The 16,773-nt window shown below is 61.5% G+C and carries 12 protein-coding genes and 4 tRNA genes; 12 read left to right on the top strand and 4 right to left on the bottom strand.

The window, feature by feature from the left end; all coding sequences use genetic code 11:
* The first annotated feature begins 30 nt into the window (after positions 1-30).
* The 6 genes from B9A19_RS20110 (at position 31) to corA (ending at position 8,162) form a co-directional block, all read left to right on the top strand.
* Positions 31-3,705 (top strand): PAS domain S-box protein, encoded by a 3,675-nt coding sequence (locus B9A19_RS20110; RefSeq protein ID WP_084092948.1) that lies wholly within the window; start codon positions 31-33, stop codon positions 3,703-3,705.
* Positions 3,706-3,796: 91 nt separating this feature from the next.
* Positions 3,797-4,399, top strand: a complete 603-nt coding sequence (locus B9A19_RS20115; RefSeq protein WP_084092949.1) for a MarC family protein — start codon at positions 3,797-3,799, stop codon at positions 4,397-4,399.
* Between the two features lie 78 nt (positions 4,400-4,477).
* The gene (gene rpiA, locus B9A19_RS20120; RefSeq protein WP_084092950.1) at positions 4,478-5,140 is read left to right on the top strand and encodes a ribose-5-phosphate isomerase RpiA; all 663 of its coding nucleotides are present in this window, start codon (positions 4,478-4,480) and stop codon (positions 5,138-5,140) included.
* A gap of 166 nt (positions 5,141-5,306) precedes the next feature.
* The gene (gene phoU, locus B9A19_RS20125) at positions 5,307-6,017 is read left to right on the top strand and encodes a phosphate signaling complex protein PhoU (protein WP_084092951.1); all 711 of its coding nucleotides are present in this window, start codon (positions 5,307-5,309) and stop codon (positions 6,015-6,017) included.
* Between the two features lie 115 nt (positions 6,018-6,132).
* The gene (locus tag B9A19_RS20130; protein ID WP_084092952.1) at positions 6,133-7,059 is read left to right on the top strand and encodes a Ppx/GppA family phosphatase; all 927 of its coding nucleotides are present in this window, start codon (positions 6,133-6,135) and stop codon (positions 7,057-7,059) included.
* The gene (gene corA / locus B9A19_RS20135; RefSeq protein WP_084092953.1) at positions 7,059-8,162 is read left to right on the top strand and encodes a magnesium/cobalt transporter CorA; all 1,104 of its coding nucleotides are present in this window, start codon (positions 7,059-7,061) and stop codon (positions 8,160-8,162) included. The genes B9A19_RS20130 and corA overlap by 1 nt, the downstream gene beginning before the upstream one ends.
* A 281-nt stretch (positions 8,163-8,443) precedes the next feature.
* On the opposite strand, the gene B9A19_RS20140 is transcribed toward corA, so the two are convergent.
* Together B9A19_RS20140 and lgt are read right to left on the bottom strand one after the other, a co-directional pair.
* Entirely contained in the window at positions 8,444-8,923 is a 480-nt protein-coding gene (locus tag B9A19_RS20140) for a DUF456 domain-containing protein (RefSeq protein ID WP_084092954.1), read from the bottom strand.
* A 95-nt stretch (positions 8,924-9,018) separates the two neighbouring features.
* Positions 9,019-9,867, bottom strand: coding sequence for a prolipoprotein diacylglyceryl transferase (lgt, locus tag B9A19_RS20145; protein WP_084092955.1), 849 nt, complete (start codon positions 9,865-9,867; stop codon positions 9,019-9,021).
* Between the two features lie 74 nt (positions 9,868-9,941).
* On the opposite strand from lgt, the gene ilvD reads away from it, so the two are divergent.
* Both ilvD and B9A19_RS20155 read left to right on the top strand, forming a co-directional pair.
* Entirely contained in the window at positions 9,942-11,798 is a 1,857-nt protein-coding gene (gene ilvD, locus B9A19_RS20150) for a dihydroxy-acid dehydratase (RefSeq protein ID WP_084092956.1), read from the top strand.
* 56 nt (positions 11,799-11,854) lie between these two features.
* Positions 11,855-12,151, top strand: coding sequence for an MGMT family protein (locus B9A19_RS20155; protein WP_084092957.1), 297 nt, complete (start codon positions 11,855-11,857; stop codon positions 12,149-12,151).
* Between the two features lie 100 nt (positions 12,152-12,251).
* On the opposite strand, the gene B9A19_RS20160 is transcribed toward B9A19_RS20155, so the two are convergent.
* Positions 12,252-14,342 carry an Ig-like domain-containing protein gene (locus B9A19_RS20160; RefSeq protein ID WP_139799022.1) on the bottom strand — a complete coding sequence of 697 codons (2,091 nt, stop codon included), beginning with the start codon at positions 14,340-14,342 and terminating at the stop codon, positions 12,252-12,254.
* Between the two features lie 430 nt (positions 14,343-14,772).
* A tRNA-Phe gene (locus tag B9A19_RS20170) sits at positions 14,773-14,848 on the bottom strand.
* A 1,237-nt stretch (positions 14,849-16,085) separates the two neighbouring features.
* Here B9A19_RS20170 and B9A19_RS20175 point away from each other — a divergent pair.
* From B9A19_RS20175 to B9A19_RS20190, 4 genes are all read left to right on the top strand, one after another.
* Positions 16,086-16,171, top strand: a tRNA-Tyr gene (locus B9A19_RS20175).
* A 59-nt stretch (positions 16,172-16,230) separates the two neighbouring features.
* Positions 16,231-16,304 (top strand) — tRNA-Gly (locus tag B9A19_RS20180).
* A gap of 6 nt (positions 16,305-16,310) precedes the next feature.
* Positions 16,311-16,385, top strand: a tRNA-Thr gene (locus tag B9A19_RS20185).
* 48 nt (positions 16,386-16,433) lie between these two features.
* The coding region (locus B9A19_RS20190; protein ID WP_176217038.1) for a GTP-binding protein at positions 16,434-16,773 on the top strand (340 nt) is incomplete at its 3' end.

Raw genomic sequence — 16,773 nt, forward strand, 5'->3', positions numbered from 1 at the left:
ACTGGTAAGCACCTTCCTTTCAGTTCGATCATGCCTGCCTCGCCGTCCTCTTTCTCGCGCACCTGGCTGCTGTGGTTTGCAGGCCTGGCCGTACCGCTGCTGCTGGCAATGGTGGGCTTGCTGTGGCTGGCGCGAGGCTACGAGCTGGATGACCTGCTGGCGCGGGAAATCGACCTGCAGCGCCAGTGGCAGGACACTGCCGAGCAGGACACGCAGCGCATCGTCAACAAGATGCTGGTCGATGCACTGTATCTGCAGCGCGAGGAAAACGTCGCCCCCGCGCTGGATGGCGACGAAGATGCCCGGCAGCACCTGCAGCGGCACATGACCGATTTCGTGGCCGTGCAGCAGGTTTATCTGCGGGCACGGCTGTTCGATACCCACGGCCGCGAACGCGTGCGGGTGGACCTGCGCGGAGGCGTGGCCCAGCCGGTGCCCGACGACAAGCTGCAGGACAAGGTGGCACGCCCCTATGTGCTGCAAGCCAATACGCTGGAAGACGGGCAACTGTCGCTGTCGGGCATCGAGCTGTCGGTCGAGAACGGCAAGCTGGTGCGCCCGCCCGAGCCTGTCATGCGCTCGGCCGCGCCGGTGTTTGCCGCTGACGGGCGCAGGCTCGGCAGCGTGGTGCTGAGCTATCGCGCCCAGCGCCTGCTGGACTGGCTGGGCAGCGGCAAGTTGCAGAACGGCATCGATCACTGGGCACTGGCGCAGGACGGCAGCTGGATGCTGGGGGGCGAGCTGGCCGACCGGTGGTATTCCATGCTGCAGGAAAAAGGCGGCGCCGCCTTGCCGCAGCGCAATCCGCAGCTGTGGGCAGAGATGCAGCACCATGTGTCGGGGGTGTGGCATGGCGGTGATGGCGTGTATGTCTACCGGGTCTTGCGCCCGTTTGCCGTGCCGCGTAACGGCGGGCCGTGGAAGGAGGTGCTGGCCGAGCAGGGCAATGCCAACTGGTATCTGGTCGCCCGCATAGCGCCGGCCGTCATTGAAACGCAGCTGCAGCGCGTCGATCAGCTGATCTGGAGCGTGGGCTTGCTGGGCGCGCTGGCGGTGCTGGCGCTCAGCGGGGCGATTGCCACCATTGTTTCGGTGCGCGCGCGGCGGGTGCAGCGGCAGATCGATGCCGAGCGGCGCGTGCTGGAATTGCTGCAGAACGCACCGGTGGGTGCATATGTCTCCGATCTCAAGGGGCGCAACCTCTACGTCAATCCCTACTGGAGCAATCTGACCGGATTGAGCCCTGCGGAGGCGCTGGGCGATGGCTGGCGGCGCATGTTGGCGCCTGATGATCCGCTGGCCGGCGACGAGGCCTGGGCCCGCCTGATGGGGACGGGCAAATACAATGTCGTGCTGCGCTTCGTCCGCGCGGACGGCACGCCCCGCTGGGGGCGTTTGCAAGCCGAATTCGAGGCCGGACGCTCGGCGTGGTACGACCGCTATGTTGGCGTCATGCTCGATGTGACCGAGCAGGTCGAGGCTGAACGCGCCTTGCGCGAATCGCTGGCCGAGGTACGCGGCCTGCACGATGAGCTGGACAGCATACTTGGCAGCACGGCCGACCCCATCCTGACGGTGGATCGTGCCATGTGCATCACCCACTTCAACCGTGCCTATGCCAATGCCACGCGCGAAATGTTTGGCCGCGAGCCGCAGCCGGGCATGCCGCTGGCCGACTGGCTGGCACTCGTGCCGGAAATGCGCGACGACGCGTTGCCGCGCTGGCAGCGCGTGCTCAAGGGCGAATACCTGAGCCAGCGTGCGGTGATGGGGCGCGGGCGTATTTACGATCTGTCATACAGCCCGCGGCATGACGGCCGGCACAACCTGATCGGCGGCGTGCTGATCATGCACGACGTCACCGAAATCAACCGTACCCAGGCCGCGCTGCAACGGCGCGAGATGCTGTCGCTCTCCGCGCTGAACAGCAGCCCGGACGTGATCCTGCTGCTGGAATCATTCCGCGAGAGCGATGGCGAGGTACGCGATTTCGTGGTGGTGGATTGCAATCTGGCCGGGGCCGAGTGGCTGAACAAGCCGCTGGAACATATCGTCAATGCGCGGCTGTCCGGCCTGCTGCCGCGCGAGCAGCAGCATGACGAGATCGGGCGTTACACGGGCGTGTTCCGCCATGGCGGCACGGCCGAGGACGAGTTTGAGACCGGCGATGGCCGCTGGTGGTTGCGGCAGGTGCGGCGCTGGCACGACGGCGTGGTCGTGCGCATCAGCGACATCACCAGCCGCCAGCACGACCAGCAGGCGCTGGCGCAGAGCCTGTCCTGGCAGAATGCGGTGCTGGATGCCGCGCCGTTTCCGGTCATTGCCACCGATAGCGCAGGCTGGATCACGCTGATGAATGCGACAGCCGAACGGCTGCTTGATTACCCACCGCTGGAAAGCCTGTCGGCCCCGCCGCCGTTCGAGGTCTTGCTGGACCCGCGTGAGGTCGAGCAGGGCGCTCAGCGTCGCGCCAGCGAGCGGCGTGTGCCGGTGCCGGCTGATTTCAGCGTATTCCGCGTGATGGCCGAGCACGGCCCGGCGCGCGAGGAGTGGGTGCTGACCGGGCGCGATGGCGTGCAGCGGCCGGTGATGCTGGCGGTCACTGCGGTCAAGAGCCCGAATGGCAGCACCGGCGGTTATCTGTTCATTGCGCGGGATCTGGCCGAACTCAAGCGCATCGAGCGCCGCCTGGTGGAAAGCGAACAGCGTAACAGCCGCATCGTGGACAATATCCGCGAAGGATTGGTGATATTCGACGACGATGGCTGCATCCTGCAGGTCAACCCTGCGGCCTGTGCCATGTTCGGATACCGTGAAGAAGCAATGACCGGCATGCCCTTGCGCGGGCTGGTGCTGCCCGAAGAGGCCGAACGCATGCAGCGGGTGCGCCTGCGCCAGCTGGCCGGCGAGCGCGCTTACGAGCTGCAAAGCCCGTTCGAGCTGACCGGTTGCCATGTCGATGGCCGGCATTTTCCGATGGAGGTGACCATCTCCGAGCTGACGCTGGAGGGGCAGCGCTGCTTTGTCGCCATCGTGCGCGACATTTCCGAGCGCAAGGAATACGAAGCACGCCTGCACCAGACCATCGACGAGCTGGAACTGTCGCAAAAAGCGGCCCGCCAGGCCAACGACAAGCTGCTGGCCGCCAATCTGGAGCTGCAGCGGCTGGCCCAGCTTGATGGCCTCACCGGCGTGCCCAACCGCCGCTTCTTTGACCAGCAATACCGCCAGGAGTGGCTGCGCGGCATGCGCGAGAGCCAGCCGCTGTCAGTGGTGATGATCGATGTTGATCATTTCAAGGCCTACAACGACAACTACGGCCATCAGGCCGGCGACGATTGCCTGAAGCAGATTGCCGCCGGCTTGTCCGGCCTGTTGCTGCGGCCCGGTGACTTGCTGGCGCGCTATGGTGGCGAGGAGTTCGTTGCCGTGCTGCCCAATACCGACCGCGAGGGCGCGCGCCAGGTGGCCGAGCGCATGTGCGAGCAGGTGGCGGCGATGAATATCCCGCACAGCTATTCCAGCGCATCGTCGGTGGTCACCATCAGTTGCGGCGTGGCGACGCGGGTGCCCGAGGAAGAGATGCCGCCGGACGCCCTGATCCAGCTGGCCGACATGGCGCTGTATGCCGCCAAACGCGGCGGGCGCAACCGCACGGTGGCTGAGGATGGCAGCGGCCCGGCCGAGTTGATCGGGATGCGATGAGGGTTGGGGCTGCCGCGCGCTGCGGTTAGCCCCGATGCCGCCGGCGCGGCGATCCGGCTAGCATGGTCCGTTTTCTTGAGAGGAAAAGCACATGGAAGCGGCAACCTTCTGGTCGGCCTTTGTCTTGCTGCTGCTGGTGACCGATCCGCTGGGCAGCATGCCGCTGTTCGTGTCGTTGATGCGCCAGGTGGCGCCCGAGCGCCGCCGCATCGTGATCCTGCGCGAAATCAGCGTGGCGTTTTTCGTGTTGTTTGCCTTCATGCTGGTGGGCAAGCAGTTTCTGGCCCTGATGCACCTGTCGGAAACCTCGCTGGGGATTGCCGGGGGCGTCATCCTGTTCCTGATCGCCTTGCGCATGGTATTTCCGCAGCCCGGCGGCGTGCTGGGCGAAACGCATGAGGGCGAGCCGTTCATCGTACCGTTGGCCATCCCGCTGGTGGCCGGTCCGTCGGCACTGGCCACCGTACTGCTGCTGGTGTCGCGCGATCCGGGGCATTTGTGGCAATGGGTGGCCGCACTGGCGCTGACCATGGGCGTGGTAGGCACCTCGCTGGCGTTTTCCGAGAAAATCAGCCGTTTGCTGGGCGAAAAGGTCGTGACCGCGTTCGAGCGTCTGATGGGGCTCATCCTGACCGCGATCTCGGTCGAGATGCTGCTGGGCGGCATCCGCCAGTATTTATCGACCTTGCATTGATATTCGCCAAGCGCGCGCCGGCTCGCTCGGGCTAAAATCGGCCTCAATCTGTCACTGTCATCCCGCACCGGAGTTCCCATGCCGCTCGATCAGAACCAGCTCAAGCAAGCCGCCGCCGAGGCCGCCATTGCCTACATTCCCGATGATGCCATCGTCGGCGTCGGCACCGGTTCGACCGCCAACTATTTCATCGATGCGCTGGCCAAGATCAAGGGGCGCATCAGCGGCGCGGTGTCGTCGTCCGAAGCCAGCGTGGCGCGCCTCAAGTCACATGGTATCGCGGTGTTCGACCTGAACAGCATCGACCGCCTGCCGGTGTATGTGGATGGTGCCGACGAGATCAACCGTCAGCTGCAAATGATCAAGGGCGGTGGCGCGGCGCTGACGCGCGAGAAAATCGTGGCTGCCGTGGCCGAGCAATTCATCTGCATTGCCGACGAGACCAAGCTGGTGGACGTGCTGGGGCGCTTTCCGCTGCCGGTTGAGGTGATCCCGATGGCGCGCTCGCATGTGGCGCGCGAGCTGGTCAGGCTCGGTGGCCATCCGGCCTACCGCGAGGGGGTGGTGACCGACAATGGCAACATCATTCTGGACGTGCACGGCCTGCAGATCGCCGAGCCGGCCAAATTCGAATCTGAACTCAACCAGATTGTCGGCGTGGTCACGTGTGGCGTATTTGCGCGCCGCCGTGCGGATGTGCTATTGCTGGGGACACAGGCAGGCGTGAAGACGTTCAAGTAACTGTCGCCAACCAAACCCGGCCGGCCGCGTTGCACCTTTTGGGGCGGCATCGCTAGACTGGGTTCTGGGAGCGGCTCGTGGTAGCGCCGGACTTTAAACATGAATGCAACATAAGCGTAATCTGAGACTGCTAATGTTGCATGGATAACCCTGGGAGAAACGGCGCATGTCCGAACATATTTCCAAGCAATTCGACGCCGAGCTGGAAGCCATTCGCTCCAGCGTGCTGGGCATGGCCGGTCTGGTGGAAGATCAGGTGCGCCAATCCATGGAAGCGCTGGCCAGTGGCGACGTTCACCTGATCAATCATGTGATCGAGCGTGAGGACAAGGTCAACGAGATGCACCTGCAGCTCGATGACATGTGTATCCAGATGATCGCGCGCCGTCAGCCGGCTGCATCCGATCTGCGCATGGTGATGACCGTGATCAAGTCGGTCGAGGATCTGGAGCGCATCGGCGACAAGGCCGCGCGCATCTGCCAGCGCGCCAAGAACATCATCGAAGCCGGCAAGCTGCAGGCACCGCGTTTCCAGGAGCTGCGCCATCTGGCCGATCTGGCGCTGGACATGCTGTCGCGCGCGCTGGATGCCTTTGCCCGCCTGGATGCCGCACCGGCTGCCGAAGTGAAGCGTGCCGACAACCAGCTCGATATCGAATACCGCAGCATGCAGCGCCAGCTGGTGTCCATCATGATGGAAGATCCGCGCTCCATCAGCCTGACGCTGGATACCATGTGGATTGCCAAGGCCATCGAGCGTATCGGTGATCTGGCGGTGAACATCTCCGAGCACGTGGTGTTCCTGGTCAAGGGGCAGGACGTGCGTCACAAGGGGCAGGAAGAAATGGACCGCGTGGCACTGGGTCCGAAGGAATAAGCGCGGCAACGCGTGGAGAAAAGGGCAGCCTCGGCTGCCCTTTTTCGTATCCGCCGTTGTTTGCGGCGGCAACTCCGGTTATCTTACGACGATCCCGTTTGTGGCTTTCTCCAGCATGCAACATCCCAAGCAATTTGCCGCCGTTGATCTGGGGTCCAACAGCTTCCGCCTGCAGATCGCCCGCAACGATCACGGCCGCCCGCATCCGCTGATCACCCTCAAGGAGACCGTGCGGCTGGCTGCCGGGCTGAATGAGGATGGCCATCTGGTCGGCGCCGTGTGCGACGAAGCGTTGGCTGCGCTGACGCGCTTTGGCGCCAGGCTGGCCGGCATTCCGCCGCATCAGGTGCGCGTGGTGGCCACCAATACCTTCCGCGTTGCCGCCAATATCGATGATTTCCTGCCGCGTGCCGAGGCTGCGCTGGGTTTTCCCATCAACATCATCGACGGGCACGAGGAAGCAAGGCTGATCTATCTGGGTGCGGCGCACAGCCTGACCGACGCGCGTGATCCGCGCCTCGTGATTGATATCGGTGGCGGTTCGACCGAGATCATCGTCGGCCGAGGCTTCGACGCGCACTGGATGGCCAGCATACAGTTGGGCTGCGTAACCTGGAGTCAGCGCTATTTTCCCGATGGCGTCATCCTGCCCGAGCGGATGGCACAGGCCGAGGCCGCCTGCCGCGCCGCGCTGGCACCACATCTCGACGTGTTGTTGCGCCATCGCTGGGAGCAGGTAATCGGTACCTCGGGCACCGCGCGTTCGCTGGCCGATGTGGTGCAGCTCAATGGTTTTGGCAGCAGCCAGCTCACCCCGGCTGCGCTGGCGGTGCTGCGCCAGGTATTGATTGAAGCCGGCCATGTTGACCGGGTGCAACTGCAAGGCTTGCGTGCGGATAGGCGCCCGGTGCTGGCCGGCGGGCTGTCCATCATGGCTGCGGTATTCGAGGCACTGGCGCTGGATCATATGGACATTACGCTGGGCGGCCTGCGCGATGGCGTGATGTATGACCTGCTGGCGCGTGCGCAAGGTGGTGCCTGATGGCCAAGCGCCGCAAGCTGTTGCCCGCGCGTGCGCCGCATGCGCGCCACACTCCGCGTGCCGACAAGGCGGGCAGCCAGCCCGGTACCCTGCAGTATGTCGGTGCCAAGGCGCCAGAGCAGACCTATGCCACCCTGATCGAGTTCGGCCCCAGCGAGAATGATTTCGTCCAGACCAGGTTCACCTCGGTCGACGAGGGCCGTGATTTCCGCCCGCGTTACGAGACGCTGTGGCTGAACCTGCACGGGCTGGGCGATCTGGACATGCTCAAGTTTGTCGGCCGCCGCTTTGGCCTGCACCCGCTGGTACTGGAAGACATCCTCAATACCGAGCAGCGCCCCAAGGTCGAGGCATATCCGGGCTATTTCTTCGTGACCGCACGGCTGGTGCGGCTGTGTGACGATGGCTCGCTGGATAGCGAGCAGGTGAGCATCGTGGTGCGGCGTGGCGTGGTGGTGACGTTTCAGGAACAGCCCACCGGTACGTTTGACGGCATCCGCGAAAGCCTGAAAACCGGCCAGTCGCAAATCCGCAAGCTGGGGGCGGATTATCTGGTGTATGCCTTGCTGGACAAGCTGGTGGACCGCTATTACACCGTGCTGGAGCAACTGGGCGAGCAGATCGAGAATCTGGAAGACGCGATCTATGCCAGCCCGCGCCCGGCGCACTTGAATGAAATCCAGGAGCTGCGCCGCAAGCTGCTCTACCTCAAGCGCAATCTGTGGCCGATGCGCGAGGTGCTCAATGTGCTGCAGCGCGACGAGCCGGATTTCTTCCACGATGAAACGCAGCTCTATCTGCGCGATGTCTATGATCATACGGTGCAGTTGATCGAAAGCACCGAATCGTTGCGTGATTTGATCAGCGGCCTGCAGGACACCTATGCCTCGCTGCAATCGCAGCGCCTGAACGAGCAGATGCGCGTGCTGACCGTCATCACCACCATTTTCATGCCGCTGACCCTGATCGCCGGCATCTACGGCATGAACTTCGAGCACATGCCCGAGCTGCACTGGCACTATGGCTATTACTATGCGCTGGGGCTGATGGGGACGATTACCGTGTTGCTGGGTGGCTATTTCTGGCTGCGACGCTGGTTTTGAGCGGCATGGCTGGCTAGGGCCTGTTAACACTTATTTCACGCTTGCGTTTGGGGTAGTTCGGGATGGAGCGCAAGGCGCGAAGCGCGCCGCGGTACGGGTACCGCAAGCGGTTTGCAACGCAGCGAACCGCCCGAAATACCCCGAACCCGCAGGGCTGGGCTGCAAAAAGGCCATCTACGGCGTTACGCGCCTTGGCAATAACCGGTTATTGCCTGCGTTGCGTGTCTTGTATCTGACCTTTTTGCAGCCCAGCGCAAGCGCGAAATAAGTGTTAACAGGCCCTAGATCAGCCAGGCCAGGGCAAAGGTGCCCAGCATGGTCAGCGCTACGCCGACCTTGGCCACTGCCGCGATGATCATGCCTATCCACGTGGCGATACCGACCTTGCCCGCCTGATGCAGGTCACGGCCGGTGAGGAATTCGCCGGCTGCTGCGCCGACGAAGGGGCCGAGCAACATGCCCGGCAGGCCGAAGAACATGCCGACAATGGAGCCGATCACCGATCCCCAGATGGCAGCCTTGCTGGCGCCGACTTTCTTTGCCCCGAGCGCGCCAGCCACATAATCCAGCAGCAGCCCGATCACGAGCAGGCCGCCCAGGATGTAGAGCGTGATGTTGCCGACATGGTGGTAGCCATCCAGCCCCGCCATCAGCCACAGGCCACCAAACAGGAAGGGCAGGCCGGGTAGCATGGGCAACACGGTGCCTGCGATGCCAACCACCACCAGCACAACGGCCAGTATCCAACCGGCTATTTCCATACCCATCTTGTTCCCCGAGAGTCGTCTGGCGTTACTTTACCGGCCCGCGCTGCAGGCACAGACGTAAAAAAGCCCGCCATTGGCGGGCTTCATGCTCAAGTGGGTTTGCTGCTGCGCCAGAACAGGATGGCACCGATCAGGATCATCGGCAGCGACAGCCACTGCCCCATGGACAGATTGGCGGCCAGCAGGCCGAGGAAGGCATCCGGCTCGCGCGCAAACTCGGCAATGAAGCGGAACAGGCCATAGCCCAGCAGGAATACGGCCGATACCTGGCCCGGCTTGCGCGGCTTGCCCGAATACAGCCACAGGATGATGAACAGGATCAGCCCTTCCAGCGCGGCCTGATAGAGCTGCGACGGGTGGCGCGGCAGCATGCCGTACTGCAGAAACCACTCCTGCCACTGCGGGTTGGTGGCGGCCAGTGCCGAATCGGCATCGCGCGCGGCAGGGAAACCCATGGCCCACCAGCTTTGCGGCGTGGTAACGCGGCCCCACAGCTCGCCGTTGATGAAGTTGCCCAGCCGGCCGAATGCAAGGCCGATCGGCACCAGCGGGGCGATGAAATCGGTAATCGCCCAGAAGCCGCGCTGCGTCTTGCGGCCAAACAGCCACATGGCAATCAGCACGCCGAGGAAGCCGCCGTGGAAGGCCATGCCGCCTTCCCAGACCTTGAAGATGTCGAGCGGGTGCGAGAAATAGTATTCGGGCTTGTAGAACAGCACATAGCCCAATCGCCCGCCCAGTATCACCCCCAGCACGCCATAGAACAGCAGGTCGTCCATCTCTTCCACGCGCCAGCCGGACAGCTTGCCACGCTTGATGCGGAAGCGCCCCAGCAGCAGGAACAGGACGAAGGCGACCAGATACATCAGGCCGTACCAGTGTACGGCCAGCGGCCCCAGCTTGATGGCAATCGGATCGTAATGCGGGTGAACGAGCATCGGAGAGTCGCTTTGCGATAAAATCGCCAGATTATAGCGTGCTTCTTCGCGCCGGCTTTCCTTAAGGAACACACATGCCTGTTTATCGCTCCCGTACCTCGACTCACGGCCGCAACATGGCCGGCGCCCGCGCCCTGTGGCGTGCCACCGGCATGAAGGATGGCGACTTCGACAAGCCCATCATCGCCATTGCCAACTCGTTCACCCAGTTTGTGCCGGGCCATGTGCACCTGCACAACCTGGGCCAGCTGGTGGCGCGCGAGATCGAAAAGGCCGGCGGCATTGCCAAGGAATTCAACACCATCGCCGTGGATGACGGCATCGCAATGGGCCACGCCGGCATGCTGTACAGCCTGCCCAGCCGTGAGCTGATCGCCGATTCGGTCGAATACATGGTGAACGCGCACACGGCGGATGCGCTGGTGTGCATCTCCAATTGCGACAAGATCACCCCGGGGATGTTGATGGCCGCGCTGCGCCTGAACATTCCGGTGATTTTTGTTTCCGGTGGCCCGATGGAAGCCGGCAAGGTCGACTGGAAGGGCGAGATCCGCAAGCTCGATCTGGTCGATGCCATGGTGGAAGCGGCCAACGACAAGGTCAGTGATGAAGAAGTGGCTGCCGTTGAACGCTCGGCCTGCCCGACATGTGGTTCGTGCTCGGGCATGTTTACTGCCAACTCGATGAACTGCCTGACCGAGGCGCTGGGCCTGTCGCTGCCGGGCAACGGTTCGATGCTGGCCACGCACGGTGACCGCAAGCAGTTGTTCCTGCAGGCTGGCCGTACCATTGTCGACATTGCCAAGCGCTACTACGAGCAGGACGACGATAGCGTACTGCCGCGCAATATCGCGACCTTCGAGGCATTCGAGAACGCCATCGCGCTGGATATCGCCATGGGTGGCTCCACCAATACCGTGCTGCACCTGCTGGCTGCTGCCAGCGAAGCCGGCGTGGATTTCAAGATGGCCGACATCGACCGCATGAGCCGCAAGGTGCCGTGCCTGGCCAAGGTGGCACCGGCCACACAGAAATACCACATGGAAGACGTGCACCGCGCGGGTGGCGTGATCGGCATCCTGTCCGAGCTGGATCGCGCCGGCTTGATCCACCGCGAAGCGCGCACCGTGCATGCACCTACGCTGGCCGATGCATTTGCCAAGTGGGACATCGTGCAAACTGCGCCGGACAGCGAGGCGCATCACTTCTACCGTGCTGCGCCGGGCGGCATCCCGACCACCATCGCGTTCTCGCAATCGATGCGCTACCCGGAGCTGGATCTGGATCGCGCCAACGGTTGCATCCGCAACAAGGAGAACGCCTACAGCCAGGACGGCGGTCTGGCCGTGCTGTACGGCAACATTGCCGAGCGTGGTTGCATCGTCAAGACGGCGGGTGTGGATGATTCCATCCTCAAGTTCACCGGCCGTGCACGCATCTTCGAAAGCCAGGACGACGCCGTGGCCGGCATTCTGGCCGACCAGATCGTCGCAGGCGACATCGTCATCATCCGTTACGAAGGCCCCAAGGGCGGCCCGGGCATGCAGGAAATGCTCTACCCGACCTCGTACCTGAAGTCCAAGGGCCTGGGCAAGGCCTGCGCGTTGCTGACCGATGGCCGTTTCTCTGGTGGCACCTCCGGCCTGTCCATTGGCCACTGCTCGCCGGAAGCTGCTGAAGGCGGCGCGATCGGTCTGGTGGAGGAGGGCGATACCGTCGTCATCGACATCCCGAACCGCACCATCGAGCTGCAGGTGAGCATGGAAGAACTGGCACACCGCCGTGGCAAGATGGAAGCCAAGGGCGCGCTGGCCTGGAAGCCGGTAGACCGTGAACGCTATGTATCCGCCGCGCTGCGCGCCTATGCCGCGATGACCACCAGTGCCGATACCGGCGCGGTGCGTGACGTGAGCCAGGTTGAACGCAAGTAAGTGATGTTTGAGAGAAGCCGGCGCAAGCCGGCTTTTTTCACGCCCGGAGTTTTGTGATGAAAGCAGACATGCAAGCCATGCGCGACGCCATCCTCGCCGTAGTGGCCGCCATCCCCTATGGCACTACGATGAGCTACGGCGCCGTAGCCAGGGCCGCAGGCTATCCGCGCCACGCCCGCATGGTGGGGCGCGTGCTGGCCCATTGCGATGTCGACGTGCCTTGGCACCGTGTGGTGAACGCCAAGGGGCAAATCAGCCCGCGCGGGCTGGATGGATCGGATGATTTGCAGCGGGTGCTGCTGGAGGCGGAGGGGGTGCTGTTTGGCGCTGAGTCGGGCAAGGTGCAAAGATAAAGCCAGTCGGTTACACCGTGTGCATTCGCGGAGTGTGGCGCCGAGCCCTTGCCAAAAAAAAGGACCGCCAGTCTGGCGGTCCTTTTTTACGTACCAGTGCTTAGTTATAGCTGTAAGGCAGCTGGAACTTTGTGGTCGCACCAGTTCCGCCGCCGTGGTCCGGCGCAGTTACGGTCACATTGAAGGTCCCAGTTGTCCCGGCGGTGCAACCCGTAGCAGGGGCTTTCAGTGTCAGCGAGAACAGGGTCATCAGCGGAACCTTTGCATCGACATCAGGGGTGCCGCCAATAACGGTGTTGCCATCGCCAAAGGTAATCGAGGCGCCACCCGACGAGATGGAGCTCGCGATGGTTGTTCCAACTGGCAGAATATTGCCATTGATATCCGGAATATACAGTGTCACGCTCTGTGAGCTTTGCGTTGCGCAGTTCAGCACAATCGGTGCACTCAATACCGGTGTTTTCGGAATGTCAGACGAGAAGATGAACGTGGCCTGGCTGAAAACATGCAGTGTTTTCTGTGCAGAACAACCGGCGTAACCCGGTTTGCACAGGCTGCCGTTGTACTTGCCATCCGGACCGTTGTAGATGCCATCGTTGTTGAAGTCGACCAATTGATCGACGCCCAGATCGAACACACCATTTTCGTTGTGGTCCAGGAACGCTTCACCAATATCGGAAGATACGCCGCTGATATCGACCTGCTCGTTCGCTGCGTCGAAGTCAATGCTGTTGTTCTTGTCGACAAAGCTCTCTTCGCCAATTGCATATGCAACGATGTGCACGCGGCCAACCAGATTATGTGGCGAGGTCACACGTGGATTCTGGCTGCTTAGCGTGATCGAGCAAGCGCTATTGGTAGTTACGCAACTACCTTGGGTGCCATTGCCGATACGACCACTGTCCGTAATGAAGTTGAACGCAGTACCATCGGGCACCGGGTTGTTGAAGTGGTCGGCAACACGCACCGTGATGGTGGCGGTAGCGCCGTCATAACCCCAGCCATTGATGTTGTACCGGTTGGCGGAGAGCGACAGACTGTCCTGGTCCGGGAAGCCGGTACTGATCGACAGGCCTGCAGATTGTGAGGTGAGTGTGGTGCCGCCGTTGGTATAGGTGGCCTTTACGCGAACTGGCGTCGGCTGCTTGCCCGCAATGACGGTTACAGCTGCTTCGCCAGCTGCATTGGTCACTGTATTGACGAGGCCATTTACGGAGTCTTTCAGGCTGACGCCGCCCGCGCCAATCTCGAGCGTCATTTGCACGGATTGATTTGGAATCGGGCTGCCGGTTGCATCCACAAGCTTGAACTTCACGGTGGCGCTGTCCGGGCGCGCAGCAGTGCCATAGCCAAGCAGAGTGATAATGCCATCTGCCGGGATAACACTGGAGTATTGCAGCGACGATGCGACCGGGGGATTAACCTTGATGGCTACTTGCTTGCTCGATGAGGTGCCAGCCAGCGAGGCGGTAATCGTGTCATTGTTGCCGCAGCCTTTGTCGGTGTAGGAAACGGAGGCCAAACCGTTGGCATCTGTCAATGCGCTTGCGGTGAGCTGCGCCTTGCCGGTTGCTGCGCAAATCGACGTGAAATTCACGGTGCGGCCGGAAGATGCTGTGCCGTTGACGGTAACGGTGGCATTCACTGCCGTCGTGGCGTACGGATCAAGCGTGCTGCTGCCGACGGTAAGGCTATTGACCACCAGTGTGCTGTCGCCTACCGAATATGCGATTGTGCCCGAAACTGTCTGGTTGACATTCGAAGAGTCGGTATAGGTGGCGGTAACATTCAGGGCACCGACGTTGCCGCTGGCGCTCGGGGATGCCACAGAAAGGGTTACCGTGGCCTTGCCATCTGCGCCGGTAATCCGCGCATTGGGAGCAACAATACCCAGCGTTGCATCCGTGCCAAAGCGCACCACGGCGCCGGAAACCGGTTTGCCACTCGCATCAAGGATTGTTGCGGTGATCTGTTTCTGATCGCCAAGAACCAAGCTGACGGTCGATGCGTCGAATGTCACCTTGGCGGCACCTGTCGGGGTCGTCGTCGGGACGGAAGTCGGTGTGCCGCCTGTGCCGAGGCCACCCCCGCCAGCACCGCCGTTGCAACCTGCAACGATAAGCGCTGCAGCAGTCGTGGCGGCCACGGCGCAGACATTGCGGGCGTAGTCACCGTTAAATAAAGTTCTCATGGCTTACCCTTGCGTTGATTCTTGCTGGATGTAATTACCAAGTTGGGATTGCTATCGTCAACTCGCCGTTAGAATTAAACAATGAAGCTCGCGGGATGGCAATTAAATTACCGAATGCTTGGCGTAAAAACCGCTGTTTTTGCCGAGGCAGGGCGGTTAAGGCTGATTTTTCAGGCCCACTGCAAATTTAGTAGTATTTGGATCATTTTTGGAGTGAAGCTGAACGTCTTTTTGCCGGTATCGCGAGGAGCCTTTGGAGGGGAGCAAGGCGAGGGCCCAGGGGCGAATGGGGATGGCGGCACTGGAATCGCACTTGACCGCATGTGAACAACGGTATTGCCGGCGGTGCGCCAGCGTTGCCTGGTGTTGGGAGCTGAAAAATGAATGCAAAAAAGCCGCTAGCGGTTAAGCATAGCGGCTTCTTAATATTTGGTGGCCAGTCGCGGAATCGAACCACGGACACGCGGATTTTCAATCCGCTGCTCTACCAACTGAGCTAACTGGCCGTCTGAAGAGATGCGCATTAAACAATACTTTCGCAGGATCGTCAAATGTACTTGGCTACTAACTGCGTAAGCCCATGTTTCCTATTGGTTAAATTTTTGTGATGCGGCTGTCTCGACGTGGCTTGGTTGTGGTGTGTGGTTGTTGCGCCTGACCTCTGATGGTGGTGGCTGTCGCGGGTGAGGGGCTTGATGGGCTGTTGGTTGTTGTTGCCAGCAAATCCCGGGCGGGGGTTGACTTGCTGCTTCCGCGCTGTCGGTAGCAAGCCACCGGCGGCGTTATGCCGGCGCTGCCAGCTGTAGTGCGTCGTCGGGCGTGCACCAATACGCTGCCAGGCCTTGGTTGCCGACAAGTGCCTCGGTGCCGGGGCTTGTTCTGCCTCCATATTGCGGAATGGTTGCTCTGCCGATGCATTGCCCCGATAGTTGTCACGTTAGGGCCTGTTAACACTTATTTCGCGCTTGCGCTGGGCTGCAAAAAGGTCAGATACAAGACACGCAACGCAGGCAATAACCGGTTATTGCCAAGGCGCGTGACGCCGTAGATGGCCTTTTTGCAGCCCAGCCCTGCGGGTTCGGGGTATTTCGGGCGGTTCGCTGCGTTGCAAACCGCTTGCGGTACCCGTACCGCGGCGCGTTCTGCGCCTTGCGCTCCATCCCGAACTACCCCGAACGCAAGCGTGAAATAAGTGTTAACAGGCCCTAGTTTATGCGCTGATTTATCCGGTAACGTCCGGGCATCGCAGCAGCAACTGACTGCTGTGCCGGTAGTCCTTATTGCCGTGAAGCGGCACGCCAGTCTGCGCCCTCCGCGTTGGGCGAGCCTGATCCGGTGCTGTGCAGATTGATGCGGCGTCCGCTCGCTCAGCCAACGCCCGGCTCGCCATGGTGTGTGAAGGTGGGGCTTGAGGGCGAGTGTGTCGGGGTGGCTGGCGGCACTAATATACAAAGCAAAAAAATGATTCGGTCGCAGCGAGGCGAGTTGGCCGGTGTGTTGCTTGCGGTTTCCGTGCGGGGGTTTTGATGGGTGAGGATGCCTTGCACAGTCGTATGGACGTGATTTGGGGGATGGGTGGAGGCCTTCTTGCCACTGCTGGATGGACGGCGATTTGCGTAATTCCTGGTCGAATGTGCTGTGAAAATTTCCTTTTGGAACAGCGACATGATCAACTTGTGTGAATTTACTTGTGCAAAGGGTTTGACGTTCTTCTGGTTCGTGCCCATAATGCGCAGCTCATCCGGTGGGGTGGCCGAGTGGTTAATGGCAGCAGACTGTAAATCTGCCCTCTAACGAGTACGCTGGTTCGAATCCAGCCCCCACCACCAGATTATTGCTTCGCGGTGTGAAGCTCAGAAGTCTGAATGCTGCTATGAAGCTAGTTCCTGCGGGTGTAGCTCAATGGTAGAGCAGAAGCCTTCCAAGCTTATGACGAGGGTTCGATTCCCTTCACCCGCTCCAGTTTGCGCCGATGTAGCTCAGGGGTAGAGCACTCCCTTGGTAAGGGAGAGGCCATGGGTTCAATTCCCATCATCGGCTCCATTTACTTTCGCCTCGTATTTCAGAAATTCTAGATAAGGAAATAAGAAGATGGCTAAGGAAAAGTTCGAGCGTACGAAGCCGCACGTGAACGTCGGCACCATTGGTCACGTTGACCACGGCAAGACCACGCTGACCGCAGCGATCACCACCATTCTGTCGAAGAAGTTCGGTGGCGAAGCGAAGGGTTACGACCAGATCGACAGCGCGCCGGAAGAAAAGGCTCGCGGTATCACCATCAATACCGCACACGTCGAATACGAAACCGAATCGCGCCACTACGCTCACGTGGACTGCCCGGGTCACGCCGACTACGTCAAGAACATGATCACCGGTGCTGCCCAGATGGACGGCGCGATCCTGGTGTGTTCGGCCGCTGACGGCCCGATGC

The sequence above is a fragment of the Andreprevotia lacus DSM 23236 genome (genome assembly GCF_900176275.1).
GTDB classification, from domain to species: Bacteria; Pseudomonadota; Gammaproteobacteria; order Burkholderiales; family Chitinibacteraceae; genus Andreprevotia; species Andreprevotia lacus.